The following is a 26,954-nucleotide window of genomic DNA, read 5'->3' on the forward strand; positions in this document are numbered from 1 at the left end:
AATGGTTTTGCATACAGACGCATCATGGAATCACTTGAAACCCATGATGAGGTGTCTGGAATGAACGGAATGAGCGATGTCCGGTTAACGCTGTATGCAGGGGAGTTGGCTCGGGAGCGGGAAGTAAACGTTCGCATGAACGCGCCTCAAGGGCTGAGCCTGTGGGGCCTGTTTCAACATCGTCGGCGCACACGACTGGCGTTGTTGGGGCTGACGGATGAGCAACTGCGCGATATCGGGCTGACTTACGAGCAGGCGCGCCGCGAAGGCCTCAAGCCGTTCTGGAGAGGTTGATGGGGCCTTATTGGACGCACGCAATCCAACCTGTGGGAGCGAATTTATTCGCGAAAAATTGAGCTGACATAGATGCGTCGGCTGTACCGGCCTCCGCGAATGAATTCGCTCCCACAATTCAGTCAGATAGAAATCACAACATTTCTTTGAGCCGGTGCCAAAGCATTCCCAACGCCAGCAATGGCGAGCGCAGATGCTTGCCCCCGGGAAACGTCATGTGTGGCACTTTGGCGAACAGCTCGAAACCGCCGCTGTGCTGACCGCTGATCGCTTCACCCAGCAGCTTGCCCGCCAAATGCGTGGCATTCAGGCCGTGGCCAGAATACGCCTGCGCATAAAACACATTGGGGTGCTCTTTCAGACGTCCGATCTGCGGCAAGCGGTTGGCACCGATACCAATCATGCCACCCCACTGAAAATCGATTTTCACGTCCTTCAGTTGCGGAAACACCTTGAGCATTTTCGGCTGCATGTATGCGCCAATGTCCTGCGGGTCACGGCCGGAATAATGGCAGGCACCGCCGAACAACAGCCGTCTGTCTGCGGAAAGTCGGAAATAATCCACAGCTACGCGCTGATCGCACATCGCGGTGTTGCGCGGCAGCAACTGTTGAGCGAGTTCTTCACCCAGCGGCTCGGTGGCGATGATATAGCTACCCGCGGGAAGCACCTTGCCGCTGAGTGTCGGATCGAGATCGTTCAGGTAGGCGTTGCAGCCAAGGACCAGCGTGTTGGCCCGGACCAGACCTCGGGCAGTGTGCACCTTGACCTGCGGGCCATATTCCAGGCGGGTTACCTCAGAGTGTTCGAACAACTGCACACCGAGGGATTGAGCGACCCGAGCCTCGCCCAGCGCGAGATTCAGCGGATGCAGGTGGCCCGAGCCCATGTCGAGCAGGCCGCCCGCATAGTTGCCTGAGTCGATCACGCTGCGAATGTCCTGAGCCTGGATGAGCTGCAAGTCGTGACGATAGCCCAGACTGCGCAGTTCCTCGGCATCTTCGGCGAGCCCGTCGAATTCCTTGGATTTGTTGGCCAGATCGCAGTAACCCCAGGTCAGGTCGCAATCGATCTGATAGTTCTCGACGCGCTGACGGACGATTTCAACGGCCTCAAGCCCCATCAGCTTGAATTGACGCACGCCCTCGTTGCCAACCACATCGCGGAACCGCTCGACGTGATGACCGACGCCCCTAATCAACTGGCCGCCGTTGCGTCCGCTGGCGCCCCAACCGATCTTGTGCGCTTCGACCAAGGCTACGCTCAAGCCTCGTTCTGCCAGCTCGATGGCTGTATTGAGGCCCGAAAACCCACCGCCGACGACACAGACATCAACCGTCAGCTCGCCGGTGAGGGCAGGATAGTCGGGTTGCGCGTGACTACTGGCCGCGTAATAGGAAGCAGCGTGGCGAGAGGCATTCATGCAATGGGTCTCACAGAACTGTTTGGAAAATTTTACAGAGCGTAGCGGCGTGAAGATGCAGGGGCAAGGAATCTAGACCCTGGCAAGGTGCGAAGCACCTTGTGGGAGGAGCCTGCTTGCGAAAGGGGCCGTTTGAAATCTTCAGTGCCTGCGAGCCAGCCTTCCTGAGAAGCCCATTCCCCATAGGACAAGCTCTCTGTTGATCTGAAGTTCGCTGGGGCACAATTAGCGCTCGTTACAGGGAAAACTCTCGCAATGAGCTGCAATAGCCAGAAAATCCGCGATTTGAGGCGGCAAATCCCGTCCTTCGCATGCGTGCCAGGCTGCCACGATTGTTGTGGGCCGGTGACGACTTCGTCCGAAGAAATGGCGCGCCTGCCACGCAAGACCGCTGCGGAGCAAAAGGCAGCGCTCGACGAACTGAATTGCGTTCACTTGGGACCTAATGGATGCACGGTTTACGACGAGCGTCCGCTGATCTGCCGCCTGTTCGGCACCACCGCCACCCTGCCGTGCCCCAATGGTCGCCGCCCCGAAACGTTGATCCACCCGCGAGTCGAAAAGCAGGTGCATGAATTCATCGCATCGACGCGGCAGGTCCTGGTGTAACCGGTTTGATGCTGTTTTGTACTTGTAGGAGCCGGCTTGCTGGCGAACGGCGTTGGATCAGCGCCACATGGAGAGGCTTACGCACTGAGGTTCGCCAGCAAGCCGGCTCCTGCAATGGACGTATTCATGGTGGAAAACGTATTCACTCCGGAATCGCCAGATTCAAACTCTCCTTCACCTCTTCCATCACGATATAACTCTTGGATTCCCGCACATGCGGCAGCTTGAGCAGGATGTCGCCCAGCAACTTGCGGTATGAGGCCATCTCGGAAATACGCGCCTTCACCAGATAATCGAAATCCCCCGATACCAGATGGCACTCCAGCACATGCGGCAATTTAAGCACCGCCCGACGGAATTCCTCGAAAGTGTCGCCCGATTTGTAATCCAGGCTGATCTCCACGAAGACCAGCAAGCTGGCTTTGAGGTTCTGAGGATTGAGCCGGGCGTTGTAGCCCATGATGATGCCTTCGCGCTCAAGCCGACGAACCCGCTCCGTACACGGCGTGGTAGACAGCCCCACGCGCTCCCCCAGTTCAGTGAAGGAAATTCTGCCGTCGCTTTGCAGGATGCGCAGGATGTTGCGATCGATCTTGTCCAGCTCCCGTTTTGATTGATGCTGGGTGCGCATTGAAACCCCCTCTGCGAAAGCATTGGTTACCGAGAATTAACGCCGAATATAGGCGTTTATATAGTGAAAAGCACTGCTCAATGCTTTTTATACTGCGCACATCCTTGGTTAAAACTTCAAAACGTCAGCGGATATCCGCGATGAGGTAATCAACATGCGCGTCCTGGTCCTTGGAAGTGGCGTAATCGGTGTCACCAGTGCTTACTACCTGGCCCGTTCAGGATTCGAGGTGACGGTCGTCGATCGTCAGCCCGCTGCCGCGCTTGAAACCAGTTTCGCCAATGCCGGGCAGGTTTCGCCGGGCTATGCGTCACCATGGGCCGCGCCGGGCGTGCCTCTCAAGGCCATCAAATGGTTGTTGCAGCGTCACGCGCCACTGGCGATCAAGGCGACCGCCGACATCGATCAGTATCTGTGGATGGCGCAAATGCTGCGCAACTGCACGCAAAGCCGTTACGCGGTGAACAAGGAGCGCATGGTGCGTCTGTCCGAGTACAGCCGCGACTGCCTCGACGAACTGCGCACCGAGACGGGTATCGCTTACGAAGGCCGTAGCCTGGGCACCACTCAGCTGTTCCGCACCCAAGAACAACTGGATAACGCCGCCAAGGACATCGCCGTCCTCGAGCAGGCTGGCGTGCCCTACGAAGTACTTGACCGTGCAGGCATCGCTCGCGTCGAGCCGGCCTTGGCCAGCGTCAGCAATATCCTCAGCGGCGCGCTGCGTTTGCCAAACGACCAGACCGGAGATTGCCAACTGTTCACCACGCGTCTGGCCGAGATGTGTGTGAAGTTAGGCGTTGAATTCCGTTTCGGCCAGTCCATCGAGTCGATCGATTTCGCGGGCGACCGGATCAATGGCGTGCGCGTCAATGGCAAGCTGGAAACCGCAGACCGTTACGTACTGGCTCTAGGCAGCTACTCGCCGCAATTGCTCAAGCCCTTGGGTATCAAAGCGCCGGTGTATCCGCTCAAGGGTTACTCGCTGACCGTACCGATCACCAACCCTGACATGGCTCCCACCTCGACCATTCTCGACGAGACGTACAAGGTTGCGATTACCCGTTTCGACAACCGCATCCGCGTCGGCGGCATGGCCGAAATAGCCGGTTTTGACCTGTCGCTCAATCCGCGTCGGCGCGAAACGCTGGAGATGATCGTCAACGATCTCTATCCTCAGGGCGGCAATCTAAGCGAGGCCAGTTTCTGGACCGGTCTGCGTCCGACCACGCCGGATGGCACGCCGATCGTCGGTGCCACGCCGTATCGCAACCTGTTCCTCAATACCGGTCACGGAACGCTGGGCTGGACCATGGCTTGCGGTTCCGGTCGTTTGCTCGCCGACCTGATTGCCCGTAAAAAGCCACAGATCAGCGCCGAAGGCCTCGATATTTCCCGCTACTCAAGTTCCAAGGAGATCGCCAAACATGTCAGTACAGCGCCAGCTCACCAATGAGCGCATGAGTCAGATCGTCATCCACAACGGCACTGTTTATCTGGCCGGACAAGTGGGTGACGACATGACAGCGGGTATCGAACAGCAAACCCGCGAGGTGCTGGACAACATCGAGCGCCTGTTGGATTTGGCTGGCACCGATAAAAGCCGCATTCTGTCGGTCACGATTTACCTGAAGGACATCGACGCGCATTTCGCCGGAATGAACAGCGTCTGGGACACGTGGCTGCCAAAAGGCGTCGCCCCGGCCCGCGCTACGGTTGAAGCCAAGTTGTGCGAGCCGCAAATTCTGGTCGAGCTGTCCGTAACCGCGGCATTGCCGTAAACCGTTGATCCACCATCATCCCTGTGGGAGCGAGCAAGCTCACTTCCACAGATCTCTCCCAACTCCCTACGATCAGAATCACGCCACCATGCGTCCAGCCCGCGCCCTCATCGATCTATCCGCCCTGCGCCACAACTACCAACTGGCCCGTGAAACCACCGGTGCCAAGGCACTTGCCGTGATTAAGGCCGATGCCTATGGACATGGCGCGGTGCGTGTTGCGCAGGCGCTGGAAACCCAAGCCGATGGTTTTGCCGTGGCCTGCATCGAAGAAGCGCTGGAGCTGCGTCAGGCCGGCATTCGTGGGCCGGTGCTCCTGCTGGAAGGCTTTTTCGAAGCCGAGGAGCTGGGGCTGATCGTCGAGCATGATTTCTGGTGCGTGATTCATTCGCTCTGGCAGCTCGAAGCCATCGAAAAAGCCAACATCGGCAAGCCGCTGAACATCTGGTTGAAGATGGATTCCGGCATGCACCGCGTCGGTATTCATCCAACTGAATACAAGGCTGCTTACCAACGACTGCTGGCCACCGGCAAAACAGCAGAGGTCGTGCTGATGACCCACTTCGCCCGCGCCGATGAGCTGGGCAGCGCGCGTACCGAGGAACAGGTAGCGATTTTCCAGTCGACCCGCGAAGGGATGGCGGCAGAAGTCAGCCTGCGCAACTCGCCGGGGGTAATGGGCTGGCCGAACGTACCGAGCGACTGGGTTCGTCCCGGCATCATGCTCTACGGCGCGACGCCTTTCGATCAGCCGCAATCTGTTGCCGATCGCTTGCAGCCGGTCATGACTCTGGAGTCCAAGGTCATTTGCGTACGTGAACTGCCAGCGGGTGAGCCGGTGGGGTATGGCGGTGCGTTTGTCACTGATCGCAATATGCGCATCGGCGTCGTGGCGATGGGCTATGCCGACGGCTATCCGCGTCAGGCGCCCACCGGCACGCCCGTGATGATCGACGGCCAGCGCAGCCAGTTGCTGGGCCGCGTATCGATGGACATGCTTTGCGTCGACCTGACCCATGTAGCGGGCGCAGGCTTGGGCAGTCGCGTCGAACTGTGGGGCAAAAATGTGTTGGCAAGCGAGGTTGCAGCCAGTGCCGGAACCATTCCTTATCAAATCTTCTGCAACCTAAAACGTGTGCCGAGGCTCTATTCCGGGGCTTGAAAGCTTCTTGCCCCTCGTCCCTGCGCGGCCTTGAATGGCCGCGAGTCTTTTGGCTGATCAGCCAGCGGCTCCAAGTGTTGTAAATACTGAACGCTGTTGCCATCATGGCGGCCACTTGACCGTGCTTGATTATCCGGAGGACCCCCGCATTGGACGTCGGTGAACGACTGCAATCCATTCGCAAACTCAAAGGTCTGTCGCAACGTGAACTCGCCAAAAGAGCGGGTGTGACCAACAGCACCATTTCCATGATCGAGAAGAACAGCGTCAGCCCCTCGATCAGCTCCCTGCGCAAGGTGCTGAGCGGCATTCCGATGTCTATGGTGGAGTTCTTTTCCGAAGAGCTTGAGCCAGAAAACCCGACCCAAGTGGTCTACAAAGCCAGCGAACTGATCGATATTTCGGACGGCGCTGTCACCATGAAGCTGGTGGGCAAATCCCATCCGGGTCGGGCGATAGCCTTTCTGACCGAGGTCTACCCGCCAGGCGCAGATACCGGCGAGGAAATGCTCGTTCACGAGGGCGAAGAGACCGGGATCCTGGTCGAAGGCCGTCTGGAGCTGGTGGTCGGCCTTGATACCTATGTACTCGAAGCAGGCGACAGCTACTATTTCGAAAGCACACGACCTCATCGCTTCCGCAATCCGTTTGACGTGCCGGCGCGGCTCATCAGCGCGGCCACGCCCGCGAATTTCTGATTAGCGACAGCCATCTCCCTGCGCCTGCCGGGGGATGGGAGGTTTACCCCGGAGTACAGGTCGACGCGCTAATAACCCTGCTTCGTTCAGGGATGTTACGGCCAACGAGCTATACTTCCGCTACCTGCGGCTAGTGCGCGGGCGCGTTATAGCCACCATGAGGGTGAAAGCGTGAACCTTACTAATAAGATCCTGGCTGTCGTTGCACTTCTCGCCTATTGGGTTTTTGCTGCTCAGGCCTCCACCGAAGATGACCTCGCAAAACGCCTTGAGCCGGTCGGACAGGTCTGTGTTCAGGGCAAGGAATGTCCGGGCATGGACGTCGCTGCAACCGCAGGCGGAGCGGGTGGCGCAAAATCCCCGGACGATGTCATAGGCAAACACTGCAACGCCTGCCACGGCACTGGCCTGCTGGGTTCGCCAAAGATCGGCGACAGCGCGGACTGGGGCAAGCGCGCCAAGGAGCAGGGTGGACTCGACGGCCTTCTCGCCAAGGCGATCACCGGCATCAACGCCATGCCGCCCAAAGGCACCTGCGCCGATTGCTCGGATGACGATTTGAAGGGCGCGATCAAGAAAATGTCGGGGCTGTGACAGCTTCAGGACATGGCTAAAACAGGATCGTATGTTCAAGAAAACACTGCTGTTGCTGGGCATTTATCTACTGATGTTCGCCGATATGGCAGCCGCCACGATGCGCTGCGGGACGTCGTTGATCAGTCTGGGCGATACCGCTAGCGTGGTTCGCGAAAAATGCGGCGCGCCGGACAGCAGTGTCGAGCAGCCTCCGGTCATGCGAAGCGGTAGTGCGAGACCTTTTAACGCTGCCAAGGTCAGCCTCTGGGTATACGGCCCTCGGAATGGTGCGTATCAGCACCTGCGATTCATCGATGACAAGCTCGTAGCGATCGATACCCGAAGGAATTGATCTTCTTCTCAACACAATCTCGCTTCTGCCCGGCAGGCCGCAGGCGCAAGCTTGCTCCTGCGGCTGGAATCAAAAAGCAGATTGCCGCCCGTCCATGCAGCAATTGCCCCTCATTCCCGGTCCAAGTACAACGAATAACAAACCAGGAGAGGCCGGATGCCGCATTCCTGCTCGATCGAGCAAGCTGTCGATCATGTGCTGGCCGAGCTGCCGGCGCACATCCGCATGGGGATGCCTTTGGGGCTGGGCAAGCCCAACCGGTTCGCCAATGCGCTTTATGCCCGGATCAAATCGCTGCCTGACCGGCAACTGACCATCTATACCGCGCTGTGTCTGGGACGTCCAAAAGCGGGCGATGGTTTGCAGGGACGCTTTCTCGAACCCTTTATCGAGCGCGTGTTTGGCGACTATGTGGAGCTGGATTTTCTCGCCGATCTGCACAAAAGCAGCCTGCCGCCGAATGTCCAGGTCGAGCAATTCTTCATGCAGCCCGGCAGTCTTCTGGACAGTGTTCAGGCGCAGCAGGATTACGTCAGCAGCAACTACAGCCACGCCGCGCGCGACATCAACGCGAACGGCCTGAATCTGGTCGCGCAATTGATAGCTCATGATCAGCAACGTCCTGATCACCTGAGCCTGAGCTGCAACCCGGACATCACCCTCGATTTGCTGCCCATGCTGGAAAAGCGGCGCGCAGCAGGCGAGCGCATTCTCGTGCTCGGCCACGTCCACGCCGATCTGCCTTATATGCCAGGTCATGCAGAGGTGAGCGCCGATACCTTCGATCTGTTGATCGAATACGAAGAACGCAGCACTTTATTTTCTACGCCTAATATGCCGGTCGGCTTTCAGGATCACCTTATCGGCCTGTATGCGAGCACGTTGGTGCGGGATGGCGGCACGTTACAGGTCGGCATCGGCTCCATGGGCGACGCGCTGACTGCGGCGTTGCTGGCGCGGCAAGCCGACAACGAGACTTACCGCGCATGCCTGGCCGAACTGGATGGGATTGCCACCTGGAAGCCGCTGATCGAAGCCGAGGGTGGGGTGATGCCCTTTGCCGCCGGTCTCTACGGTTGCAGCGAAATGCTGGTCAATGGCCTGTTGGTGTTGCTCGACGCCGGCATTATCCGGCGCAAGGTCTATCCGGATACCGCGCTACAGAAACTGGCTGATGCCGGGCTGCTGGACGAGTCGACGCACGGCAACGGCGTGTTGATCCACGGTGGTTTCTTCCTGGGGCCGCGAAGTTTCTATGAGCGCCTGCGCGAGTTTTCGCCTGCTCAGACGGAGCAGATCGACATGACGGCCATCAGCTACATCAACGAACTGTATGGCGATGAAACCTTGAAGCGCTTGCAACGACGCGATGCGCGTTTCATCAACAGCGCGTTTACGGTGACGCTGCTTGGCGCGGCGGTGTCCGATCAGCTGGCGGATGGGCGCGTGGTCAGCGGTGTGGGAGGGCAATACAACTTTGTGGCTCAGGCCCATGCGCTGGAAGACGCGCGTTCTATTCTGATCCTGCGCAGCTGGCGTGAGTCGGGCGGCGAGGTCAGTTCGAACATCGTCTGGGAGTACGGCCACACCACGATTCCCCGCCACCTGCGCGATATCGTCATCACCGAGTACGGCATTGCCGACCTGCGTGGCAAGACTGACGCGGCGGTGATCGAAGCCTTGCTGAACATCACCGACGCACGGTTTCAGCCGGGCCTGATCGATCAGGCGCAGAAGGCTGGCAAGCTGCCGAAAGGTTTTCGCCTTGATCCGCTGTTCACCCAGAACACCCCGGAACGACTGAAAGAGATTCGCGATCAGTTTCCGTCATTGTTCGTCGAGTACCCGCTGGGCAGCGATTTCACCACCGAGGAGCGTGATTTGCTGCGCGCGCTCAATTGGCTCAAGAGCAAATTCAAGCTCACGGAAATCATCGAGCTGGGCAAGGCAACGCTGGAAGCGCCGGAGCCAGGCGCATTTGCCAAGCACCTGCGGCGCATGGGTTTGGATGATCCGCAGGGGCTGCGTGAGGAGTTGTATCAACGGCTGATGCTGGCAGGCTTGCAGGCAACGAGTTAGATAGTTGGCAGTACGCATACCCTGTGGGAGCGAATACATTCGCGAAGGATTTGAGGGGCGACATTTATGTGTCGGATGTACTGGCCTCTCGCGAATGAATTCGCTCCCACAGGGTGATTGCGTCGCGTCAGGAAACGGATTTGACGATCAACAAGGTCGCCGCGCCCGACAAAAAACCGGTCATGGCAAACAACTGCTGCTTCGCCAAGCACCTGCGGCGCATGGGTCTGGATGATCCGCAGGGGCTGCGTGAGGAGCTGTATCAACGGCTGATGCTGGCAGGCTTGCAGGCGACGAGTTAGGTAGTTGGCAGTACGCATACCCTGTGGCAGCGAATTCATTCGCGAAGGATTTAGCAGGCGACATTTATGAGTCGGATGTACTGGCCTCTCGCGAATCAATTCGCTCCCACAGGGATGATTGCGTCGCGTCAGGAAACGGATTTGATGATCAACAAGATCGCCGCGAAAAAACCGGTCATGGCAAACAACTGCTGCAGTCTCGGCCCCGCCAGAAACCGCGACACCTGCCGCCCGGCCATCAATCCCACTACGGCACCTGCCGCGAAGGGCAGGCCCACCGCCCAGTGCATCACTCCGCTTATGCTGGCGGCCACCACGCTGCCGGTGGAAACCAAGGCGATCACCGCCAGCGATGTTGCCACGATGCTTTTCAGATTCAGGTCGGTGTAGCGGGTCAACGCCGGAACGATCACGAAACCGCCGCCAACCCCAAGGAGCCCAGACATCAAGCCCGATAACATTCCCGTAACCGCCAGAAAACGGGCGCAGGGCAGGGTCCAACGCAGGCGGCCTTCCAGTGGATTGAGCACGCACGGCAGAAACCCCGCGCGGTCCAGTGGCTTCCCGTGTCGTAGCTCATGGGTTGCCTTGCGATACATTCGGCCGCAGGCATACAGCAGCACCAGCGCGAAACTCAGCGCCAGTGGCGTATTGGGCACCTGATGGGCCAGCCACAGACCCAGCGGCGCGAAACAGACGCCGATCGCTGCGATGAACAAGGCCGCTCGATAGCGCACGATGCCCTGACGCAAACCCAGCAAGGCGCCCACCGCCGAAGCCAGCCCCACCGCCAGCAGTCCGACTGGTGCCGCTTCGACCATCGTCAGGCCCAGGCCAAACACCAGCAAAGGCACCGCAAGAATTCCACCGCCTGCGCCAGTGAGCGCCAATACCGCTCCAATGATCGTACCGAGGCCGGCTCCGATCAGTTCGTGTCCATTCATGTTCAGTGGGGCTTTTGTTGTTGGGATTGATCAACTCGTTGGGCGGTTTTACCGCATGCAATAGTCGACGAAAATCTTCTGTGGGAGCGAATTCATTCGCGAAAGACGTGGCAGGCGACATTTATGTGTCGGATGTACCCGCCTCGCGGGTGAATTCGCTCCTAAAGTTTAGGGGCTGCGTGAGCATCACAACTCACAACGCATTGATCGGGATCTTCAGGTAGCGCACGCCGTTGTCTTCTGGCTCTGGCATGTGGCCGCCGCGCATGTTGATCTGTACCGAGGGCAAGATCAGCACTGGCATGTCCAGTGTTGCATCGCGCTTTTCACGCATCTGCACGAAGGCTTCTTCATCGATGCCCTCGCGAATGTGGATGTTGTTCGCGCGTTGTTCGGCGACGGTGGTCATATACATCAGCTCACGGCCGTTGGGCAGGTAGTCATGGCACATGAACAGGCGTGTCTGGGGTGGCAGGCTGAGGATCTTGCCGATCGAGCGATACATCATGCGCGCGTCGGCGCCGGGGAAATCGCAGCGGGCAGTGCCGTAGTCAGGCATGAACAGGGTGTCGCCGACGAAGGCGATGGTCTGGCCGTCTGCTTCGATCAGGTAAGTCATGCAGGCGGGCGTGTGGCCGGGGGTGTGCATGGCTCTGGCCTGCAGCGAGCCGATCTGGAAGTGCGCATCGTCCTCCAACAGCCGATCGAACTGGCTGCCGTCGCGGGCGAATTCGCCCTTGGCATTGAACAAGGTGCCGAAGACCTTCTGCACGCGGGTGATGTGGCTGCCAATGGCGACGGTACCGCCAAGCTGGTCCTTGAGATAAGCGGCAGCGGACACGTGATCGGCGTGAACGTGAGTTTCCAGAATCCACTCCACCGAAACGCCCAGCTCATGGACCCTGGCGATCAGCTTGTCCGCCGATTCGGTACCAGTGCGCCCGGATTTCGGGTCATAGTCCAACACACTGTCGATCAGCGCGGCCTTTAGGGTCGAGCGGTCCAGGACCAGGTAACTGATGGTCGAGGTTTGCGGATCGAAGAACGCTTCTACGCTCAGTTTTTCACCGATGTTCATGCTTCTCTCCGTTTTTACCTTGTTCGCCCGGTTTCTCTCGACATTGTAGGAGCCGGCTTGCTGACGAAGGCCTCGTGTCAGAAATGAATCAGGCAGCTGACACACCGCCTTCGCCAACAAGCCGGCCCCTACGCCTGCGGCAGACGCGTGGACATCATTCCACGAACGTCACCACGCCACCGTTCAACGATTTAACGCGTGCCAGAGACTCTACACGATAGCCTTGCGAGTCCAGTTCCGCGCGGCCGCCCTGGAACGACTTCTCTATCACGATGCCAAGCCCGGCCACGCTGGCGCCGGCCTGTTTGATGATCGAGATCAGTGCCTGGGACGCCTTGCCGTTGGCCAGGAAGTCATCGATGATCAGCACGCGGTCGCTGCTGGTCAGGTGGCGCGTGGAGATCGCGATGGTGCTTTCGGTCTGCTTGGTGAATGAATAGACACTCGCCGAAAACAGGTTTTCCGTCAGGGTCAGTGACTGATGCTTGCGCGCGAAAATCACCGGGATCCCCAGTTTCAGTCCGGTCATCACCGCAGGCGCAATGCCCGAGGCTTCGATGGTGACGATTTTGGTGATGCCTGAGTCGGCGAATAACGTGGCGAACTCGTCACCGATCTGCTGCATCAGGACCGGGTCGATCTGATGGTTGAGAAACGCGTCGACCTTCAATACATGGTCGGAAAGTACGATGCCTTCCTCGCGAATTTTCTTGTGCAGTGCTTCCACGTTGCTGTTCCTCAGGGCGCGAATGCGCGAAATGTAGAGTTTATCTTTTCAGCATGGCGCGAATGTCCGCCAATGCCGTATTGCCGCGAACGGCTTTTACTTCGGTAGGTGTGTCGTCGTTGCCTTCCCAGGCCAGATCGTCCGGTGGCAGTTCGTCGAGGAAGCGGCTTGGCAGGCAATCGATGATTTCGCCGTATTGCTTGCGCTTGGCGGCGAAGGTGAAAGCCAGGGTCTGACGGGCGCGGGTGATGCCCACGTAGGCCAGGCGACGTTCTTCCTCGATGGTGTCGGCTTCGATGCTGGAGCGGTGCGGGAGGATTTCCTCTTCCATGCCCATGATGAACACGTAGGGAAATTCCAGGCCCTTGGAGGCGTGCAAGGTCATCATTTGCACACCTTCTGCACCATCTTCCTCTTCCTGTTGACGCTCGAGCATGTCTCGCAGGACCAGCTTGCCGATGGCCTCTTCGATCGTCATGCCACCTTCTTCGTCTTTCTCCAGCGTGTTTTTCAGCGCCTCGATCAGGAACCACACGTTGCCCATGCGGTAATCGGCGGCCTTGTCGCTTGAGCTGTTCTGACGAATCCAGTTTTCGTAGTCGATATCCATGACCATGCTGCGCAAGGCGGCGATCGGGTCTTGGGTGGCGCACTGTTGTCGCACGCCGTCCATCCAATGCTTGAAGCGCTTGAGACGGTCGGTGAAGCGGCTGTCCAGATGCTCGCCCAGGCCGATCTCATCGGTGGCCGCATACATCGACACCTTGCGCTCGGTGGCGTAATTGCCGAGCTTTTCCAGGGTCGTGGAGCCGATTTCCCGGCGTGGCACGTTGATCACGCGCAGGAAGGCATTGTCGTCATCCGGGTTCACCAGCAGGCGGAAGTAGGCCATCAGGTCTTTGACTTCCTGACGCCCGAAGAAACTGTTGCCGCCCGACAGACGATAGGGAATCTGGTGGTGCTGAAGCTTGAGCTCGATCAGTTTTGCCTGATAGTTACCGCGATAGAGGATCGCGAAGTCGCTGTAGGGCCGGTCGGTGCGCAAATGCAGGCTGAGAATTTCGACCGCCACACGCTCGGCTTCGGCGTCTTCGTTCCTGCAGCGGATCACGCGGATCTCGTCGCCGTGACCCATCTCGCTCCACAGCTGCTTCTCGAACGCATGGGGATTGTTGGCGATCAGCACGTTGGCGCAGCGCAGGATGCGGCTGGTGGAACGGTAGTTCTGCTCCAGCATGACGACTTTGAGCGATGGGTAGTCGTCCTTGAGCAACATCAGATTTTCCGGCCGCGCGCCGCGCCAGGCGTAGATCGACTGATCATCGTCGCCCACCACGGTGAACTGACAACGGGTGCCGATGAGCATTTTCACCAGCAGATACTGACTGGCGTTGGTGTCTTGATATTCATCCACCAGCAGGTAGCGCACCTTGTGCTGCCACTTTTCCAGAATGTCGGCGTGCTCTTCGAACAGCTTAACTGGCAGCAGGATCAGGTCGTCGAAATCCACCGCGTTGTATGCCTTGAGCGTGCGCTGGTAGTGGCTGTAGACGATGGCAGCGGTCTGTTCCTTAGGATTGCGCGAGTTGGCCAGGGCCTCGGCAGGCAGGATCAGGTCGTTTTTCCAGGCGCCGATCATGTTCTTGATCTCGTCGACGCCGTCGTCGCCCGAATATTCCTTCTGCATGATGTCGGTCATCAACGCCTTGACGTCAGTCTCGTCGAAGATCGAGAAGCCAGGCTTGTAACCCAGGCGGGCATGCTCCTTGCGGATGATGTTCAGGCCCAGGTTGTGGAACGTCGAAACCGTCAGGCCGCGCCCTTCGCCCGCGCGCAGAAGGGTGCCGACCCGCTCCTTCATTTCCCGCGCCGCCTTGTTGGTAAAGGTCATGGCGACGATGTACTGCGCGCGAATGCCGCAGTTCTGGATGAGATGGGCAATCTTGCGTGTGATCACGCTGGTCTTGCCGGAGCCTGCACCGGCGAGCACCAAAAGAGGGCCGCCGACGTAGTTCACGGCTTCTTGTTGCCGGGGATTGAGTCGGGACATGAGAGAAAAAGGGGGTCGATTGCAAAATGGGCGGGCATTTTAACAGGGTCCGAGGATTGTGCAGCGACCGTCCGACACTGTGATGCGCCACGCTATCTATATTTCTCCGTTTTGTTACATTTGCGCAGCGCGGCAGATTTCCGCGTTTGGTGACCCTCGTTTGAGTGGATGCCAATATCTTTAGTTTGTGTGGGGAGCTAGCTTGTCTACGCCTGTCGAACCCTTGCGTTTGCTGCTTCTGGCAGATACGCCGGAATGGCCAGCATTGATGCGCGAGTGCCTGGCGCCCCTTGGGGAAGCCGTGTTTCTCGACTGCGCATCGAGCTGGGACGCTGTTGGCGAACCAGGCGACCCTTCGCATTCTTTCATTCTTTTCACCACGCTCGCCTTGCAGCCTGCGGCCGGCCAATGCAACTGGCCCACGGTGCTGTTGCTCGATGTCGAGCCTGACGCTGAACCGCTGGGCGTCAGCGACTGGCTGGTCCGTGACGTCTTATCGACCCAAAACCTGCGCCGCTGCCTACGTCATGTTCGCGAGCGACGTCTGCTGGAGAACACCCTTCAGCGTCTGGCCGAACAGGATCCGTTGACCGCCATCGCCAATCGTCAGGGCTTTCAGACCCTACTTGCCGCGCGATTGGCAGAGTTCGACGGACGCGGGCTGGCGCTGGGGCATCTGGATCTGGATAACTTCCGCCGCGCCAACGACGCCTTGGGGCATCAGGCCGGGGACCGGTTGATTCTGCAGGTTGTGTCGCGTCTGAAAAGTCAGCTCGAAGCCTGCGATCAACTGGCGCGTCTGGGCAGCGACGAATTTGCACTGCTGATCGATACCCGCCGCGCCCCGGAACGTGCCGAATGGATGGCCGAGCGCATCACCGAGGCGTTGTCCGAGCCTTACTGGGTTGATGGCGAAAGCCTGCTGATCGGCTGCAGCCTGGGCATTGCCCATGCCCGCGTCGATGCCGGTGCCGATCCGTTGATGTGGCACGCGCACATCGCCATGCAGCAGGCCAAGGGCACGCAGGGCTGTACGTTTCACGTCTTCAACGAACGCATCAACCGCAACGCTCGCAGCCTGGCCGATCTGGAAAGCGAGCTGCGCGGGGCGCTGCGTCGCGACGAGCTGGAGCTGCATTACCAGCCGCGCCTGTGCCTGAACACCGGAAACATTCTCGGACTTGAGGCCTTGGTGCGCTGGCGCCATGCCGAGCGGGGGCTGTTGCCGCCGAGCGAATTCGTGCCGCTGGCCGAGCAAAGCGGGCTGATCGTGCCGCTGGGTTACTGGGTCATCTCCCGCGCCCTGCGTGACATGCAGACCTTGCGCAAAAAGGGCCTGCCGCCTCTGCACATGGCAATCAATCTGTCGTTCCGCCAATTCCAGGACAACCAGTTGTTGCCGACCTTGAGCCGTTTGATCGCCGATCGCGGCGTGGATGCGCAGTGGCTGGAATTCGAACTCACCGAAACCGCCGTCATGCGCCGCAGCGATCTGGTCAAGCAGACGATGGACGCGCTGGGGCGGCTGGGTGTGCGCTTCTCGCTGGATGACTTCGGAACTGGCTTTTCATCGTTCGTGCACCTGAACAGCCTGCCGATCACCCTGCTCAAGATCGACAAGAGCTTCGTCGGCGAGATGGAGCAGCGTGAAGAAAACCGCAAGCTGGTTCACGCCATGATCAACCTGGCGCACAACCTCAGTCTGGAAGTAGTGGCCGAGGGCGTCGAAACGCCGGAGCAGCTGGCGCTGTTGCGCAGTTTTGGTTGCGATCAGGCGCAGGGCTATCTGATCAGCCATCCGCTGGCATTGTCGGAGCTGCTGGAGTATCTGGCGTTCGATCAAGGGCAAGGGCGGGTGACGCAGGGGTTGTGAACTATCCCCGACCTTACTAGAAATACGGTGTGTCAACCCATCACCACCACACCCGTTGCCTCTTTACGCAACAGCTTGGCGCTCTTGCGTTCGAAGGCGTAGGTAAGGGCGACTGCCGAACACAGCAGGCCGATCGCCAGGCCCCACCACACGCCGACCGCGCCTTGATGCGCGAGGAAGCCGAAGCTCCATGCCAGCGGCGCGCCGACCACCCAATAGCTCGCCAGCCCGATGAGAAAAGTCGTCTTGGCGTCCTTGAAGCCCCGAATCGCGCCCATCGCAATCGTCTGCGTGCCATCCAGAATCTCGAACCACGCAGCGATCGCCAACAGCTTCACTGCCAGTTCGACCACACCCTGATACTTCGGATCGTTGACGTCCACGAACAGGCCGATCACCAAATAAGGCGCGACCCAAAATAGAATGCCGAACGCCAGCATCAGCAGCCCACCAAAGGCGATCCCCACGCGGCCGGCGGTGCGCGCCAGCAGCAGATTGCCGCCGCCGTAATGCAGGCCGATGCGCATGGTGACTGCGTAAGAAATTCCCACGGGAACCATGAACGCCATCGACACCGATTGCAGGGCAATCTGGTGCGCGGCCATTTCGGTGCTGCCCATCGCACCCATGCAGAACGCGGCGAACGTGAACAAGCCGACTTCGACCGCATAGGTGCCACCAATCGGCAGTCCCAGACGCCACAGCTCTTTCAGGCAGGTACGCGACAGATTCATCAGGCCCTTGTGAATCGGGTACGCAGCGTAAGCCTTGTGATATCGAATGTGCAGCGCGAGGGCCAAGGCCATGCTGTTGGTGACGATCGCCGTGACCAGCCCGATCCCCATCAGGCCCCAATGCGGCAGGCCGAACAGCCCGTAAATGAAGGCGTAGTTAAGCCCGAAGTTCAGCGCCACGCCCACCAGACTGATGACCATCACCGGCGTCGCACGCCCCAGCGCGCTGGTAAAACCGCGCAGTGCCATGAAGCTCAACAGGCCGGGCAAAGCCAATGGCAGAGTGAGCAGGAATTGGCTGGCCATGTGTACATTGGCTTCGTCCTGGCCGAAGTTGAGCAGGATCGGCTCAAGATTCCACAGAATCAGCGCAGCAATCAGCGCCATGCCCCACGCCAGCCACAGCCCGGCCTGAATCAGACGAGTAGCGCCTGCGTCGTCGTTGGCGCCTTTGCGAATGGCGACCAACGTGCCGACCGCTGCCATCACGCCGACGCAAAAGAACGATACGAAGTTATAACTGGCCGCGCCCAGCCCGCCCCCGGCAAGTGACTCCGGGCCGAGCTTGCCCATCATCACGGTGTCGGTGAAGACCATCAGCATGTGCGCCATCTGCGATGCGATCAGCGGTCCGGCCACGCGCAGGATGATCCACAGTTCTTTGAAGGCGTGCTGTTGCATGTCTTGGCGCTCGGAAGATTGAGGCATTGATGAGCAGCTCATTGTCATGATTCGACGCTCAATGCACAAAGGGATAAATACGATCACTGGCATGAGTAAAACTCATCCTGAGAATTTTCCAGTACAGTGCCTTCTCCCGCTATCAGGCAAAGAGGAACGCGCCGAATGTCTCGTAGTCTCCCTCCGTTGTATGCGCTGCGTGCATTTGAAGCTGCGGCGCGACATAGCTCGTTTACCCGCGCCGCCGAAGAATTGTCGATCACCCAGAGCGCGGTGAGCCGACATATCCACACCCTCGAACAGCACTTTGCCTGTCGTTTGTTTCGCCGCAACGGTCGTAATCTGCAATTGACCGAGGCTGCACGGGAGTTACTACCCGGCGTGCGTGAAGGGTTTTCGGCCCTGGAGCGGGCCTGTAGTGCGCTGATGGCGGAAGAGGGCATTTTGCGCATGAAGGCGCCATCGACGTTGACCATGCGCTGGTTGCTCGCGCGGCTCAGCCGGTTTCGTCATTTGCAGGTAGGTAATGAGGTGCAACTGACCAGCGCCTGGATGGATATCGACAATGTCGACTTCACTCAGGAGCCTTTCGACTGCGCCGTACTGCTCAGCCGTGGGCATTTTCCGCCGGACTGGGAAGCGACCTATCTGTTTCCCGAGTTGTTGATTCCGGTGGGCTCTCCAAGTTTGCTCGATGACGCACCTTGGGATGTCGAAAGGCTGGCCAGCGCCGAACTGCTGCATCCCACCCCCGACCGCCGGGATTGGCGCAATTGGCTGGAGCGGATGGGGCTGTCGGACCAGATCTCGCTCAAGGGCGGGCAGGTGTTCGACACGCTGGAACTGGGAATGATCGCGGCTGCGCGGGGTTATGGGGTGTCCATGGGCGACCTGCTGATGGTTGCCGAGGATGTGATCCAGGGCCGTCTCAGCCTGCCTTGGCGCACCGCGGTGGTCAGTGGCGAGAACTATTACCTGGTCTGGCCCAAGACCCGCCCCGGTGGCGAGCGCCTGCGCAGGCTCGGTGATTTTCTGCAGGGCGAAGTGCAGGCGATGGAATTACCGGATGTGACGATATTGGAGTGAAACAAAGGGCGCGAATTAGGCGTTGTGTTGGAATTCAGGCGAGCGCTAATCAACCTGTGGAAGCGAATTCATTCGAGATGCGGCATTTCAGACGACCATATGTCGTGTCTTTGCCGGCCTCTCGCGAATGAATTCGTCCCACTGAGGTTCGCCATAGATACCTTAGATCCATCTGCCGCCTTAAGACCACGTGTAGGACTCAAGTATTTTTCCTGTCAGCCGAATCTGTAATTACAGAACCGAGTCTTCGCTATCGGTTCATCAATACCCTCTATTACAAATCAGTCCGAATGCTTGCCTGAGATCAGGATGGTCCAGTCGTTCGGCAAGGAGTCTTCATGCCTCAGCCCCGTGCCCGTATCGCCTCGCAGCTTGGCATCGCCCTGGCGGTTATTCTGGCCGTTGTCATCAGCGGCAGTACCCTGTTCGCCCTGCGATCGCTGGACTCGGCGAACCTCGTCATCCGCGAGGAACACATGGGCAGCGAAGCACGGTTGCTGGCGGACCAGTTGAACACTTTCCACAGCACCTTGCGCGACAGTACCCAGCGTTTGAGCGGGCTGTTCGAGAAGCGCTTCAGCAGCGGGCTGACTGTGCGGGCCGATCAGCAAATCACCGTAGCGGGCATGCAAACCCCGGCGTTGTTGCTCGACGGCAAGCCTTTGAATAACGATTTCCTGGAAGTCGATGATTTCAAGAAAATGACCGCCGGCGTAGCGACGGTCTTCGTGCGCAGTGGCGACGATTTCATCCGCATCAGCACCTCGCTGAGCAAGCAGGACGGCTCCCGCGCCATCGGCACGGTGCTCGATCACAAGCACCCGGCCTACGAGAAACTGCTGACCGGCCAAGGTTATGTGGGCCGCGCGCTGCTGTTCGATCGCCTGTACATGACCCAGTATTCTCCGGTGCGCGACAGCAGCGGCAAGGTCATCGCCGTGCTGTTCGTGGGCTTCGACTACACCGAAGCGCAGAATGCGCAGTTCGATAATCTCAAAAGCTTCCGCATTGGTTCGACCGGCTCGCTGGCCTTGCTCGACGAACAGAACAAGTGGCTGGTGCCGCCAGCGGGTGTGAAGGATCCGGATCAGGCGAGTAAAACCTTGGCGGAGTTTGTGAAAACGCCGGGTAAAGGCGGTTTCTGGCAAGACGCCGGGGCCGATTTCTACACCGTCGGGGTGCCTTTCTCTGGCGGCCCGTGGTCGATTCTGGCGACCATGCCCAAGGCTGAAATCAGCGCGGTGACCTGGAGCGTTGGTACTCAACTGGCAATCGGCAGCCTGTTGGCGATGCTGATTGCCGTGGGCGCGGCGATCTGGTTGCTGCGCAGCAAATTGCAGCCGCTGTCGGATCTGGTGAACCAGGCCGAAGCCCTTGGCGCGGGCGATCTCAGCGCTCGCCTGAACATTGCCAGTCACGATGAAATTGGTCAGTTGGCCGGTAGCTTCAACAAGATGGGTGAGGCGCTGGAGACGATGGTGTCGCATATTCGAACGGCGGCGCAGGAAGTCAGCGGACGCGCTCAGGCGTTGTCCGGGTTGTCGGGAGGCGCTTACGAAGGGATGGAGCAGCAGTCCGGCGAAATCACCAGCATGGCCGGGGCCGTCGAAGAATTCAGTGCCACGGCCCTGACCATCGCCGACAACATGGGCCATACCGAGCGCCTTGCTCAGGGAAATGCACAACAGACCCGCATCGGTCGCGCATCAATGGAAGAAGCGTCGGCTTCGCTTGAGCAGATTGCCGGTTCTTTGGGCAGCACCGCACAGGTGATCGACACCCTTGGCCAGCGCTCGCAGGAAATCGGCGGCATCGTCAGCGTCATTACGTCCATCGCTGAACAGACCAACCTCCTGGCACTCAACGCTGCCATCGAAGCGGCGCGTGCGGGCGAACAAGGCCGTGGTTTCGCAGTGGTTGCTGATGAAGTGCGCAATCTGGCCTCGCGCACTCGTCAGGCGACCGACGAGATTTCCGGCATGATCGCCAGCATCCAGCAGGAAACCGGCAACGCCATCAGCACCATGGAACAGGGCAACACGCTGATGCAGGAAGGTCTGTCGCGCAACGCCAAGGTCGCTGCGGCTCTGGCGCATATCGACGAACAAAGCCGCTCGGCGGGCGAGCAATTCGCGTCGATTACCACCGCTACCCAAGAGCAGAGCAATACCGCCACCCTGCTCAGCGCCAACCTGCAAAGCATCGCCCTGGCCAACAGCGAGCAGCGCGAAGTGGTTTCAAACCTGGCCGTGACCGCGCAGGAGTTGAATGCACTGGCAGCGGATCTGCGTAACGAAGTTGATCGGTTTCGGTGATTTGATTGCGATTGCACCAGTTCACGAGAACGGCGCGCGACCTGTGGCAGTGAGCTTGCTCACGAAAGCGTCAATACATACGCAGAATTGTTGACGCCTGACGCTAAATCTTCGTTAGCAAGCTCACTCCCACAGAGTAAATTCAGGCGCCTTAGTCATGTCTGACAGACGGTGTCGTTAGGTTTTACTGCCGCTGCGCGCCAGATCGCGAGCAAGCTTGCTCCTACGGCCTACGGCCAGAATCAAAAGCATGCTGTATCACACACCTCATGTTTGCTCACCCCGTCGACGGCCGATACTGCAGCGCCTCCGCAATATGGCTTCTGGAGATTGCATCCACCCGCTCCAGATCCGCCAGTGTGCGCGCTACTTTCAGCAAGCGATGAGCCGCACGTAGCGACAGGCTCAAACGTTCACAAGCGCTTTCGAGCCAAGCCTCGTCTTCGGCCGCCAGCGCGCAGTGCCGGCGCAATGCGGGGAGGTCGAGAAACGCGTTGGCGCACCCCTGCCGCTTTTGTTGACGCTCGCGCGCTTCGGAAACCAAAAGTGCCGCGCTGGCGCTGTTCTCCCCGGTTTGCGGCGTGGCGGCCAGTGACGTTGCCTCGCGGGCGACGGTCAGGTGCAGGTCGATTCGATCCAGCAACGGACCGGACAATTTATTGCAATAGCGTTGAATCTGATCAGTGGAACAGCGGCAACGCCCGGTCGGCTCGCCGTGATAACCGCAAGGGCAGGGGTTCATCGCCGCTACCAATTGAAAACGCGCAGGGAAGCGTACGCGGTCTCTGGCCCGTGAAATCACGATATGCCCTGACTCCAAAGGCTCCCGCAAAACCTCCAGCACTCGTCGATCAAATTCCGGCAGCTCGTCAAGAAATAGCACCCCATGATGGGCCAAGGTGATTTCGCCGGGCTGGGGACGACTGCCGCCGCCGACCAATGCAGGCCCAGAGGCTGAGTGATGAGGCTGTCGAAAAGGGCGCTGAGGCCAACTGGTCAGCGGTGCATGACTGGCGACCGACTGAATCGCCGCGACTTCCAGCGCTTCACGCTCGTCCAGCGGTGGCAACAGCCCCGGAAGTCGGCTGGCGAGCAGAGTTTTCCCGGTGCCCGGTGGTCCGCTGAACAGCAGGTTATGCGCGCCAGCAGCCGCAACCAGCAATGCGCGCTTGGCGGCGGGCTGACCCTGAACTTCGTTCAGGTCCGGATAAGGTTGGGTTTGCAGGATCAGGCCATTGGATTTGTAAGGGGCGATGGTGGTGTGACCGTTGAGATGAGACACCAACTCCAGCAGATGACTGACCGCAATTACCTTCAATCCCGAAGCCAGGCAGGCTTCTTCAGCGTTTACTGCCGGAACGATCAATGTATGTCCCGCTTCCCGAGCGGCCAATGCGGCGGGCAATACGCCTTGCACCGGCCGTATCGCGCCGGACAGCGCCAGTTCGCCCAGACACTCCACACCATCGAGCGCCCGTGTCGGAACCTGCGCGCTCGCCGCCAGCAACCCAAGCGCAATTGCCAGATCGAAACGTCCGCCGTCCTTGGGCAGATCGGCAGGCGCGAGATTCAAGGTGATGCGTCGCGCCGGAAAATCCAGCCGACAATTGAGAATCGCGCTGCGTACCCGATCCTTGCTCTCCTTTACCGCGCCCTCGGGCAGACCCACCAGCGTCAATGCGGGCAAGCCGTTCGCCAGATGGGTTTCGACGGTGACAGCAGGTGCTTCGACGCCGACTTGCGCGCGGCTCAGAACGATGGCGAGAGACATGTCGATCCTTGATGGCAGCACCGCTTCCTGCGGCGTGCTGAAGGATAGTCATGGGATTGTGGGGAAGGATGGCGCAAGTTCTACCGGGTGTTTCCAGGGGACCCTGTTGATGCACGGCAGCCCACCTGGAGAGCAGCCTTGCCCCTGCGCAGGGCACCGGATAGGCGAATCCTTTATTCCTTCGGCTGCCCCGCCACCTGCGCTTCCATCTCTGCCATCTTCGCCTCCAGTGCCTCAAGACGGGCACGGGTGCGGGCCAGGACGATCATCTGGCTGTCGAATTCTTCCCGGCTCACGAGATCCAGTTTGCTGAAGCCGCTTTGCAGCAGCGCCTTGAACTGGGTTTCGAATTCGTTGCGGGGCAGTGGGGTCTCGCCGTTGAACAACCGCGAGGCGTGGCCACTCAGGGCATCTAGAAAGGCTTTGGGCGCGAGCATGGTCAACTTCCGGAATATCAGATGGGCGGGAGTGTAGCACGCGGCTTTTATAGTCCTTTGGCCAGAGTGGCATTGCACGATTTTCGCGCATGCGGCGGTGCACGTCCGCACTGTTGTTGTGCGGAGGAATTGGATGATGGCGATCTGAACCTGCAGGAGCCCGCTCAATGTCCCGTAATTCGCGGGATTTCACGAGATGGCAAGCTTTCTGCTTAGTGGCATATGACCCATGCACTGATGCAGTCGCTGTGACGAATGCAGTGCGGCAGGCGGAGCGGGGAAGGTTTTCGTCAGAAGCGGTTTTCTGGAGTTGGTCGGGTCTGTTTCGGGCCATCGACGCGTTACAAAGCCAGACACTGCGCTTAGACTTGAGACGGGTTTGTTTTCCTGGGGCAAGTCCACCAATTCGGGAGAAAGTTTCATGAAGCTAGTCACTGCCATCATCAAGCCGTTCAAGCTGGACGACGTACGCGAGTCGTTGTCGGAAATCGGCGTGCAGGGCATCACGGTAACTGAAGTCAAAGGCTTCGGACGTCAGAAAGGCCACACCGAGCTGTATCGCGGTGCGGAATATGTAGTCGACTTCCTTCCCAAGGTGAAGATCGACGTTGCGATCGACGACAAGGATCTGGACCGCGTTATCGAAGCGATAACCAAAGCGGCCAACACCGGCAAAATCGGTGACGGGAAGATCTTCGTGGTCAATCTGGAACAGGCTATTCGCATCCGTACCGGCGAAACCGATACCGACGCAATCTAAGCCGCCAAACCCAACGCCCCAGGAGAAAACAATATGACTCTGCGTCAATTCGCAGGGCTAGGAGCCCTGTTGTCCCTCGTAACCCCTGGCTTGGCCATGGCGGCAGACGAAGTGGCAGCCCCAGTACTCAACTCAGGCGATACCGCCTGGATGCTGACTTCCACCGCGCTGGTGCTGTTCATGACCGTTCCCGGTCTGGCGCTGTTCTACGGCGGCATGGTTCGCTCGAAAAACGTTCTTTCGGTCATGATGCAGTGTTTCGCCATCACCGGCCTGATCAGCATCCTGTGGTGCATCTACGGCTACAGCCTGGCGTTCGACACCACCGGTATGGAAGCCAACGTCGTTAACTTCAACTCCTTCGTCGGCGGCCTGTCGAAGGCGTTCCTGGCGGGCATTACCCCCGACAGCATCACGGGCGCAACGGCTCTGTTCCCAGAGGCCGTGTTCGTCACCTTCCAGATGACTTTCGCCATCATCACCCCGGCTCTGATCGTCGGCGCCTTCGCAGAACGCATGAAGTTCTCCGCGATGCTGATCTTCATGGCTATCTGGTTCACCCTGGTTTACGCGCCGATCGCGCATATGGTCTGGAGTGGCGTCGGTGGTCTGCTGTGGGACTGGGGCGTTCTCGATTTCGCGGGCGGTACCGTCGTTCACATCAACGCCGGTGTGGCTGGCCTGGTAGCGTGCCTGGTACTGGGCAAACGCAAAGGCTTCCCGACCACCCCAATGGCTCCGCACAACCTGGGTTATACCCTGGTCGGCGCGGCGATGCTGTGGGTAGGCTGGTTCGGCTTCAACGCTGGCTCCGCCGCTGCGGCCAACGGCACTGCCGGTATGGCGATGCTGGTCACTCAGATCGCAACCGCCGCCGCTGCACTGGGCTGGATGTTCGCTGAATGGCTGACCCACGGTAAGCCAAGCGCACTGGGCATCGCCTCCGGCGTGGTTGCCGGACTGGTCGCCATCACCCCGGCTGCCGGCACTGTCGGCCCGATGGGCGGCCTGATCATCGGTCTGGCTGCTGGCGTGGTCTGCTTCTTCTGCGCAACCAGCCTGAAACGCAAGCTGGGCTACGACGATTCCCTGGATGCCTTTGGCGTTCACGGTATCGGCGGTATCCTCGGCGCGATCCTGACCGGTGTCTTCGCAGCACCTTCGCTGGGCGGCTTCGGTACTGTGACCGACATCGCTGCACAAGTTTGGATTCAGTGCAAAGGCGTAGGCTTCACGATCATCTACACCGCGGTCGTGACTTTCATCATCCTTAAGGTGCTGGACGCCGTCATGGGTCTGCGTGTGACCGAGGAAGAAGAAGCTGTGGGCCTGGACCTTGCGCAACATAACGAGCGTGGCTACAACCTGTAATTACGGCTGTAAAAAAATGCCCGGATTTCCGGGCATTTTTTTGTCTGGAGTTTGTCGATAGGCAGGACAGCGAACCGATGATGGACAAGCTGAGCGCGAACCCTTGAACTGTCTTGGTTTCAGGGCAGCTTTGGCCCTGATTGCAATGGCCTGGCGCTCCGGGTTTGAGGCTTACAAAAAACGTCACTCATTACGCACTTTGCTTTTTTTTTTACCGCGTTAGAATGCGCGCCGAAGGGCGGAGAACTGTATGTGGCAACAGACCAGAATCACCCTGCGGGCACGGCCTCGCGGATTTCATCTGGTAACCGACGAGATCGTCGCAGGCGTTCCCGGACTGCGTGATTGCCGAGTCGGGCTTTTGCATTTGTGGCTGCAGCATACCTCGGCCTCGTTAACCATCAACGAGAATGCCGATCCGGCAGTACGGCGCGACTTCGAGCGCTTCTTCAACCGCCTCATCCCACAAGGGCGTGACGGTTATGAACATGACGACGAAGGCCCGGATGACCTGCCCGCGCACTTCAAAGCCAGCTTGCTGGGTTGTCAGTTGCTTGTTCCGGTCACGGACGGGCGCCTGGCGATGGGAACCTGGCAAGGTGTTTATTTAGGAGAGCATCGCGATGCAGGCGGTGCGCGTAAAGTCCTCGCTACCCTTCAGGGAGAGGGGCACGACCGCTGATTGTCAGCGGTAGTTGAATTTTTTCTGGCTGTCTTAGAAATTAAGCGCAGCTGGGCTATAACTAATCTGCTTTCGCAAGTCATGAGGTAGAACATGAGCGACGATGACATCGATAACGAAGGTCTGGAAGACGATCTGGAAGGTGAGGACGACGGTGAGGAGCTTGCTGCTGCTCCCGATGACGATGTAGCGGATGTCGAAGACAGCCCCGAAGCATCGGCAACCCCGACCAAAGGCAAGGCCAAGGCTGCGGTTTCGGTAGATGAACTGCCTAGCGTAGAAGCCAAGAACAAAGAACGCGATGCTCTGGCTCGCGCAATGGAAGAGTTTCTTGCTCGTGGCGGCAAAGTGCAGGAAGTGGAGGCCAATGTGGTCGCCGATCCGCCCAAGAAGCCTGACAACAAGTATGGTAGCCGCCCTATCTAAGGGTGTCTGATGCCTGCTGAAGAAAAGCCCGCTGTCGCTGCGGGCTTTTTTTTGCCTGTGGGTATCGTGACCTTAGGAGTCGGCTTGCTGGCGAATGCGGTGGGTCAGCTAT

General features: G+C 59.1%; 25 protein-coding genes and 1 pseudogene. 17 read left to right on the forward strand and 9 right to left on the reverse strand.

Annotated features, from left to right (window positions below):
• Positions 1-60: 60 nt before the first annotated feature.
• Positions 61-294, forward strand: coding sequence for a DUF1127 domain-containing protein (locus ACRER8_RS14920; protein ID WP_431747006.1), 234 nt, complete (start codon positions 61-63; stop codon positions 292-294).
• Between the two features lie 133 nt (positions 295-427).
• Here ACRER8_RS14920 and ACRER8_RS14925 read toward each other — a convergent pair whose 3' ends face one another.
• Positions 428-1,717 carry an NAD(P)/FAD-dependent oxidoreductase gene (locus ACRER8_RS14925; RefSeq protein WP_431747007.1) on the reverse strand — a complete coding sequence of 430 codons (1,290 nt, stop codon included), beginning with the start codon at positions 1,715-1,717 and terminating at the stop codon, positions 428-430.
• Between the two features lie 255 nt (positions 1,718-1,972).
• Here ACRER8_RS14925 and ACRER8_RS14930 point away from each other — a divergent pair, with 255 nt between their 5' ends.
• The gene (locus ACRER8_RS14930; RefSeq protein WP_431747008.1) at positions 1,973-2,326 is read left to right on the forward strand and encodes a YkgJ family cysteine cluster protein; all 354 of its coding nucleotides are present in this window, start codon (positions 1,973-1,975) and stop codon (positions 2,324-2,326) included.
• Positions 2,327-2,468: 142 nt separating this feature from the next.
• Here the strand turns inward: ACRER8_RS14930 and ACRER8_RS14935 are convergent, their stop codons facing one another.
• The gene (locus ACRER8_RS14935) at positions 2,469-2,957 is read right to left on the reverse strand and encodes an Lrp/AsnC ligand binding domain-containing protein (RefSeq protein ID WP_431747009.1); all 489 of its coding nucleotides are present in this window, start codon (positions 2,955-2,957) and stop codon (positions 2,469-2,471) included.
• A gap of 154 nt (positions 2,958-3,111) precedes the next feature.
• Between ACRER8_RS14935 and dadA the strand changes: the two genes are divergently transcribed.
• From dadA to ACRER8_RS14975, 8 genes and pseudogenes are all read left to right on the forward strand, one after another.
• The gene (dadA, locus tag ACRER8_RS14940) at positions 3,112-4,413 is read left to right on the forward strand and encodes a D-amino acid dehydrogenase (protein ID WP_431747010.1); all 1,302 of its coding nucleotides are present in this window, start codon (positions 3,112-3,114) and stop codon (positions 4,411-4,413) included.
• On the forward strand, positions 4,385-4,738 hold the full coding sequence (locus ACRER8_RS14945; protein WP_431747011.1) for a RidA family protein: 354 nt from the start codon (positions 4,385-4,387) through the stop codon (positions 4,736-4,738). The genes dadA and ACRER8_RS14945 overlap by 29 nt, the downstream gene beginning before the upstream one ends.
• An 88-nt stretch (positions 4,739-4,826) precedes the next feature.
• Complete coding sequence (gene alr / locus ACRER8_RS14950) at positions 4,827-5,900, forward strand: alanine racemase (protein WP_431747012.1); 1,074 nt, start codon at positions 4,827-4,829, stop codon at positions 5,898-5,900.
• A gap of 149 nt (positions 5,901-6,049) precedes the next feature.
• Positions 6,050-6,598 carry a cupin domain-containing protein gene (locus tag ACRER8_RS14955; RefSeq protein WP_110947737.1) on the forward strand — a complete coding sequence of 183 codons (549 nt, stop codon included), beginning with the start codon at positions 6,050-6,052 and terminating at the stop codon, positions 6,596-6,598.
• Positions 6,599-6,769: 171 nt separating this feature from the next.
• Entirely contained in the window at positions 6,770-7,192 is a 423-nt protein-coding gene (locus ACRER8_RS14960; RefSeq protein ID WP_431747013.1) for a c-type cytochrome, read from the forward strand.
• 31 nt (positions 7,193-7,223) lie between these two features.
• Positions 7,224-7,526 carry a DUF2845 domain-containing protein gene (locus tag ACRER8_RS14965; RefSeq protein WP_431747014.1) on the forward strand — a complete coding sequence of 101 codons (303 nt, stop codon included), beginning with the start codon at positions 7,224-7,226 and terminating at the stop codon, positions 7,524-7,526.
• Positions 7,527-7,682: 156 nt separating this feature from the next.
• Entirely contained in the window at positions 7,683-9,605 is a 1,923-nt protein-coding gene (locus tag ACRER8_RS14970) for an acetyl-CoA hydrolase/transferase C-terminal domain-containing protein (RefSeq protein ID WP_431747015.1), read from the forward strand.
• 200 nt (positions 9,606-9,805) lie between these two features.
• Positions 9,806-9,907, forward strand: a pseudogene (locus ACRER8_RS14975) (hypothetical protein); the annotation flags it as partial.
• 128 nt (positions 9,908-10,035) lie between these two features.
• Here ACRER8_RS14975 and ACRER8_RS14980 read toward each other — a convergent pair.
• The 4 genes from ACRER8_RS14980 to rep all read right to left on the reverse strand — a co-directional run bounded on the left by ACRER8_RS14980 (position 10,036) and on the right by rep (position 14,706).
• On the reverse strand, positions 10,036-10,851 hold the full coding sequence (locus ACRER8_RS14980; protein ID WP_431747016.1) for a sulfite exporter TauE/SafE family protein: 816 nt from the start codon (positions 10,849-10,851) through the stop codon (positions 10,036-10,038).
• Between the two features lie 193 nt (positions 10,852-11,044).
• Positions 11,045-11,929, reverse strand: a complete 885-nt coding sequence (locus tag ACRER8_RS14985) for an MBL fold metallo-hydrolase (RefSeq protein ID WP_431747017.1) — start codon at positions 11,927-11,929, stop codon at positions 11,045-11,047.
• Between the two features lie 154 nt (positions 11,930-12,083).
• Complete coding sequence (locus tag ACRER8_RS14990; protein WP_431747018.1) at positions 12,084-12,656, reverse strand: xanthine phosphoribosyltransferase; 573 nt, start codon at positions 12,654-12,656, stop codon at positions 12,084-12,086.
• A 40-nt stretch (positions 12,657-12,696) separates the two neighbouring features.
• A complete protein-coding gene (gene rep / locus ACRER8_RS14995; protein ID WP_431747019.1) occupies positions 12,697-14,706 on the reverse strand; it encodes a DNA helicase Rep in 2,010 nt (669 codons plus the stop codon).
• A gap of 202 nt (positions 14,707-14,908) precedes the next feature.
• Between rep and ACRER8_RS15000 the strand changes: the two genes are divergently transcribed.
• Entirely contained in the window at positions 14,909-16,579 is a 1,671-nt protein-coding gene (locus tag ACRER8_RS15000; protein ID WP_431747020.1) for a putative bifunctional diguanylate cyclase/phosphodiesterase, read from the forward strand.
• A gap of 32 nt (positions 16,580-16,611) precedes the next feature.
• Here ACRER8_RS15000 and ACRER8_RS15005 read toward each other — a convergent pair whose 3' ends face one another.
• Positions 16,612-17,994, reverse strand: a complete 1,383-nt coding sequence (locus ACRER8_RS15005) for a NorM family multidrug efflux MATE transporter (protein WP_431747029.1) — start codon at positions 17,992-17,994, stop codon at positions 16,612-16,614.
• A gap of 165 nt (positions 17,995-18,159) precedes the next feature.
• On the opposite strand from ACRER8_RS15005, the gene ACRER8_RS15010 reads away from it, so the two are divergent.
• On the forward strand, positions 18,160-19,080 hold the full coding sequence (locus tag ACRER8_RS15010) for a LysR substrate-binding domain-containing protein (protein ID WP_431747021.1): 921 nt from the start codon (positions 18,160-18,162) through the stop codon (positions 19,078-19,080).
• 338 nt (positions 19,081-19,418) lie between these two features.
• Complete coding sequence (locus ACRER8_RS15015) at positions 19,419-21,395, forward strand: methyl-accepting chemotaxis protein (protein ID WP_431747022.1); 1,977 nt, start codon at positions 19,419-19,421, stop codon at positions 21,393-21,395.
• Between the two features lie 277 nt (positions 21,396-21,672).
• Here the strand turns inward: ACRER8_RS15015 and ACRER8_RS15020 are convergent, their stop codons facing one another.
• Positions 21,673-23,166, reverse strand: a complete 1,494-nt coding sequence (locus ACRER8_RS15020) for a YifB family Mg chelatase-like AAA ATPase (protein WP_431747023.1) — start codon at positions 23,164-23,166, stop codon at positions 21,673-21,675.
• Between the two features lie 173 nt (positions 23,167-23,339).
• On the reverse strand, positions 23,340-23,603 hold the full coding sequence (locus tag ACRER8_RS15025; protein WP_431747024.1) for an accessory factor UbiK family protein: 264 nt from the start codon (positions 23,601-23,603) through the stop codon (positions 23,340-23,342).
• A 421-nt stretch (positions 23,604-24,024) separates the two neighbouring features.
• On the opposite strand from ACRER8_RS15025, the gene glnK reads away from it, so the two are divergent.
• From glnK to sutA, 4 genes are all read left to right on the forward strand, one after another.
• Entirely contained in the window at positions 24,025-24,363 is a 339-nt protein-coding gene (glnK, locus tag ACRER8_RS15030) for a P-II family nitrogen regulator (RefSeq protein ID WP_002555808.1), read from the forward strand.
• 33 nt (positions 24,364-24,396) lie between these two features.
• Positions 24,397-25,734: an ammonium transporter gene (locus ACRER8_RS15035; protein ID WP_431747025.1), complete on the forward strand. Its 1,338-nt coding sequence runs from the start codon at positions 24,397-24,399 to the stop codon at positions 25,732-25,734.
• A 250-nt stretch (positions 25,735-25,984) separates the two neighbouring features.
• Positions 25,985-26,416, forward strand: coding sequence for a secondary thiamine-phosphate synthase enzyme YjbQ (locus ACRER8_RS15040; protein ID WP_110948811.1), 432 nt, complete (start codon positions 25,985-25,987; stop codon positions 26,414-26,416).
• Positions 26,417-26,509: 93 nt separating this feature from the next.
• Positions 26,510-26,842: a transcriptional regulator SutA gene (gene sutA / locus ACRER8_RS15045; protein ID WP_431747026.1), complete on the forward strand. Its 333-nt coding sequence runs from the start codon at positions 26,510-26,512 to the stop codon at positions 26,840-26,842.
• Positions 26,843-26,954: the final 112 nt, after the last annotated feature.

It is taken from the genome of Pseudomonas sp. (assembly GCF_050739935.1).
Lineage (GTDB): Bacteria > Pseudomonadota > Gammaproteobacteria > Pseudomonadales > Pseudomonadaceae > Aquipseudomonas.

Coding starts and splice junctions, on each gene's coding strand:
- ACRER8_RS15005 (WP_431747029.1), bottom strand. CDS start 17,994: ATGCAACAGCACGCCTTCAAAGAACTGTGGATCATCCTGCGCGTGGCC.
- dadA (WP_431747010.1), top strand. CDS start 3,112: ATGCGCGTCCTGGTCCTTGGAAGTGGCGTAATCGGTGTCACCAGTGCT.
- sutA (WP_431747026.1), top strand. CDS start 26,510: ATGAGCGACGATGACATCGATAACGAAGGTCTGGAAGACGATCTGGAA.
- ACRER8_RS14980 (WP_431747016.1), bottom strand. CDS start 10,851: ATGAATGGACACGAACTGATCGGAGCCGGCCTCGGTACGATCATTGGA.
- ACRER8_RS14985 (WP_431747017.1), bottom strand. CDS start 11,929: ATGAACATCGGTGAAAAACTGAGCGTAGAAGCGTTCTTCGATCCGCAA.
- rep (WP_431747019.1), bottom strand. CDS start 14,706: ATGTCCCGACTCAATCCCCGGCAACAAGAAGCCGTGAACTACGTCGGC.
- glnK (WP_002555808.1), top strand. CDS start 24,025: ATGAAGCTAGTCACTGCCATCATCAAGCCGTTCAAGCTGGACGACGTA.
- ACRER8_RS15025 (WP_431747024.1), bottom strand. CDS start 23,603: ATGCTCGCGCCCAAAGCCTTTCTAGATGCCCTGAGTGGCCACGCCTCG.
- ACRER8_RS15020 (WP_431747023.1), bottom strand. CDS start 23,166: ATGTCTCTCGCCATCGTTCTGAGCCGCGCGCAAGTCGGCGTCGAAGCA.
- ACRER8_RS14945 (WP_431747011.1), top strand. CDS start 4,385: ATGTCAGTACAGCGCCAGCTCACCAATGAGCGCATGAGTCAGATCGTC.
- ACRER8_RS15035 (WP_431747025.1), top strand. CDS start 24,397: ATGACTCTGCGTCAATTCGCAGGGCTAGGAGCCCTGTTGTCCCTCGTA.
- ACRER8_RS15010 (WP_431747021.1), top strand. CDS start 18,160: ATGTCTCGTAGTCTCCCTCCGTTGTATGCGCTGCGTGCATTTGAAGCT.
- ACRER8_RS15040 (WP_110948811.1), top strand. CDS start 25,985: ATGTGGCAACAGACCAGAATCACCCTGCGGGCACGGCCTCGCGGATTT.
- ACRER8_RS14965 (WP_431747014.1), top strand. CDS start 7,224: ATGTTCAAGAAAACACTGCTGTTGCTGGGCATTTATCTACTGATGTTC.
- ACRER8_RS14970 (WP_431747015.1), top strand. CDS start 7,683: ATGCCGCATTCCTGCTCGATCGAGCAAGCTGTCGATCATGTGCTGGCC.
- ACRER8_RS14925 (WP_431747007.1), bottom strand. CDS start 1,717: ATGAATGCCTCTCGCCACGCTGCTTCCTATTACGCGGCCAGTAGTCAC.
- ACRER8_RS14920 (WP_431747006.1), top strand. CDS start 61: ATGAACGGAATGAGCGATGTCCGGTTAACGCTGTATGCAGGGGAGTTG.
- ACRER8_RS14930 (WP_431747008.1), top strand. CDS start 1,973: ATGAGCTGCAATAGCCAGAAAATCCGCGATTTGAGGCGGCAAATCCCG.
- ACRER8_RS15015 (WP_431747022.1), top strand. CDS start 19,419: ATGCCTCAGCCCCGTGCCCGTATCGCCTCGCAGCTTGGCATCGCCCTG.
- ACRER8_RS14935 (WP_431747009.1), bottom strand. CDS start 2,957: ATGCGCACCCAGCATCAATCAAAACGGGAGCTGGACAAGATCGATCGC.
- alr (WP_431747012.1), top strand. CDS start 4,827: ATGCGTCCAGCCCGCGCCCTCATCGATCTATCCGCCCTGCGCCACAAC.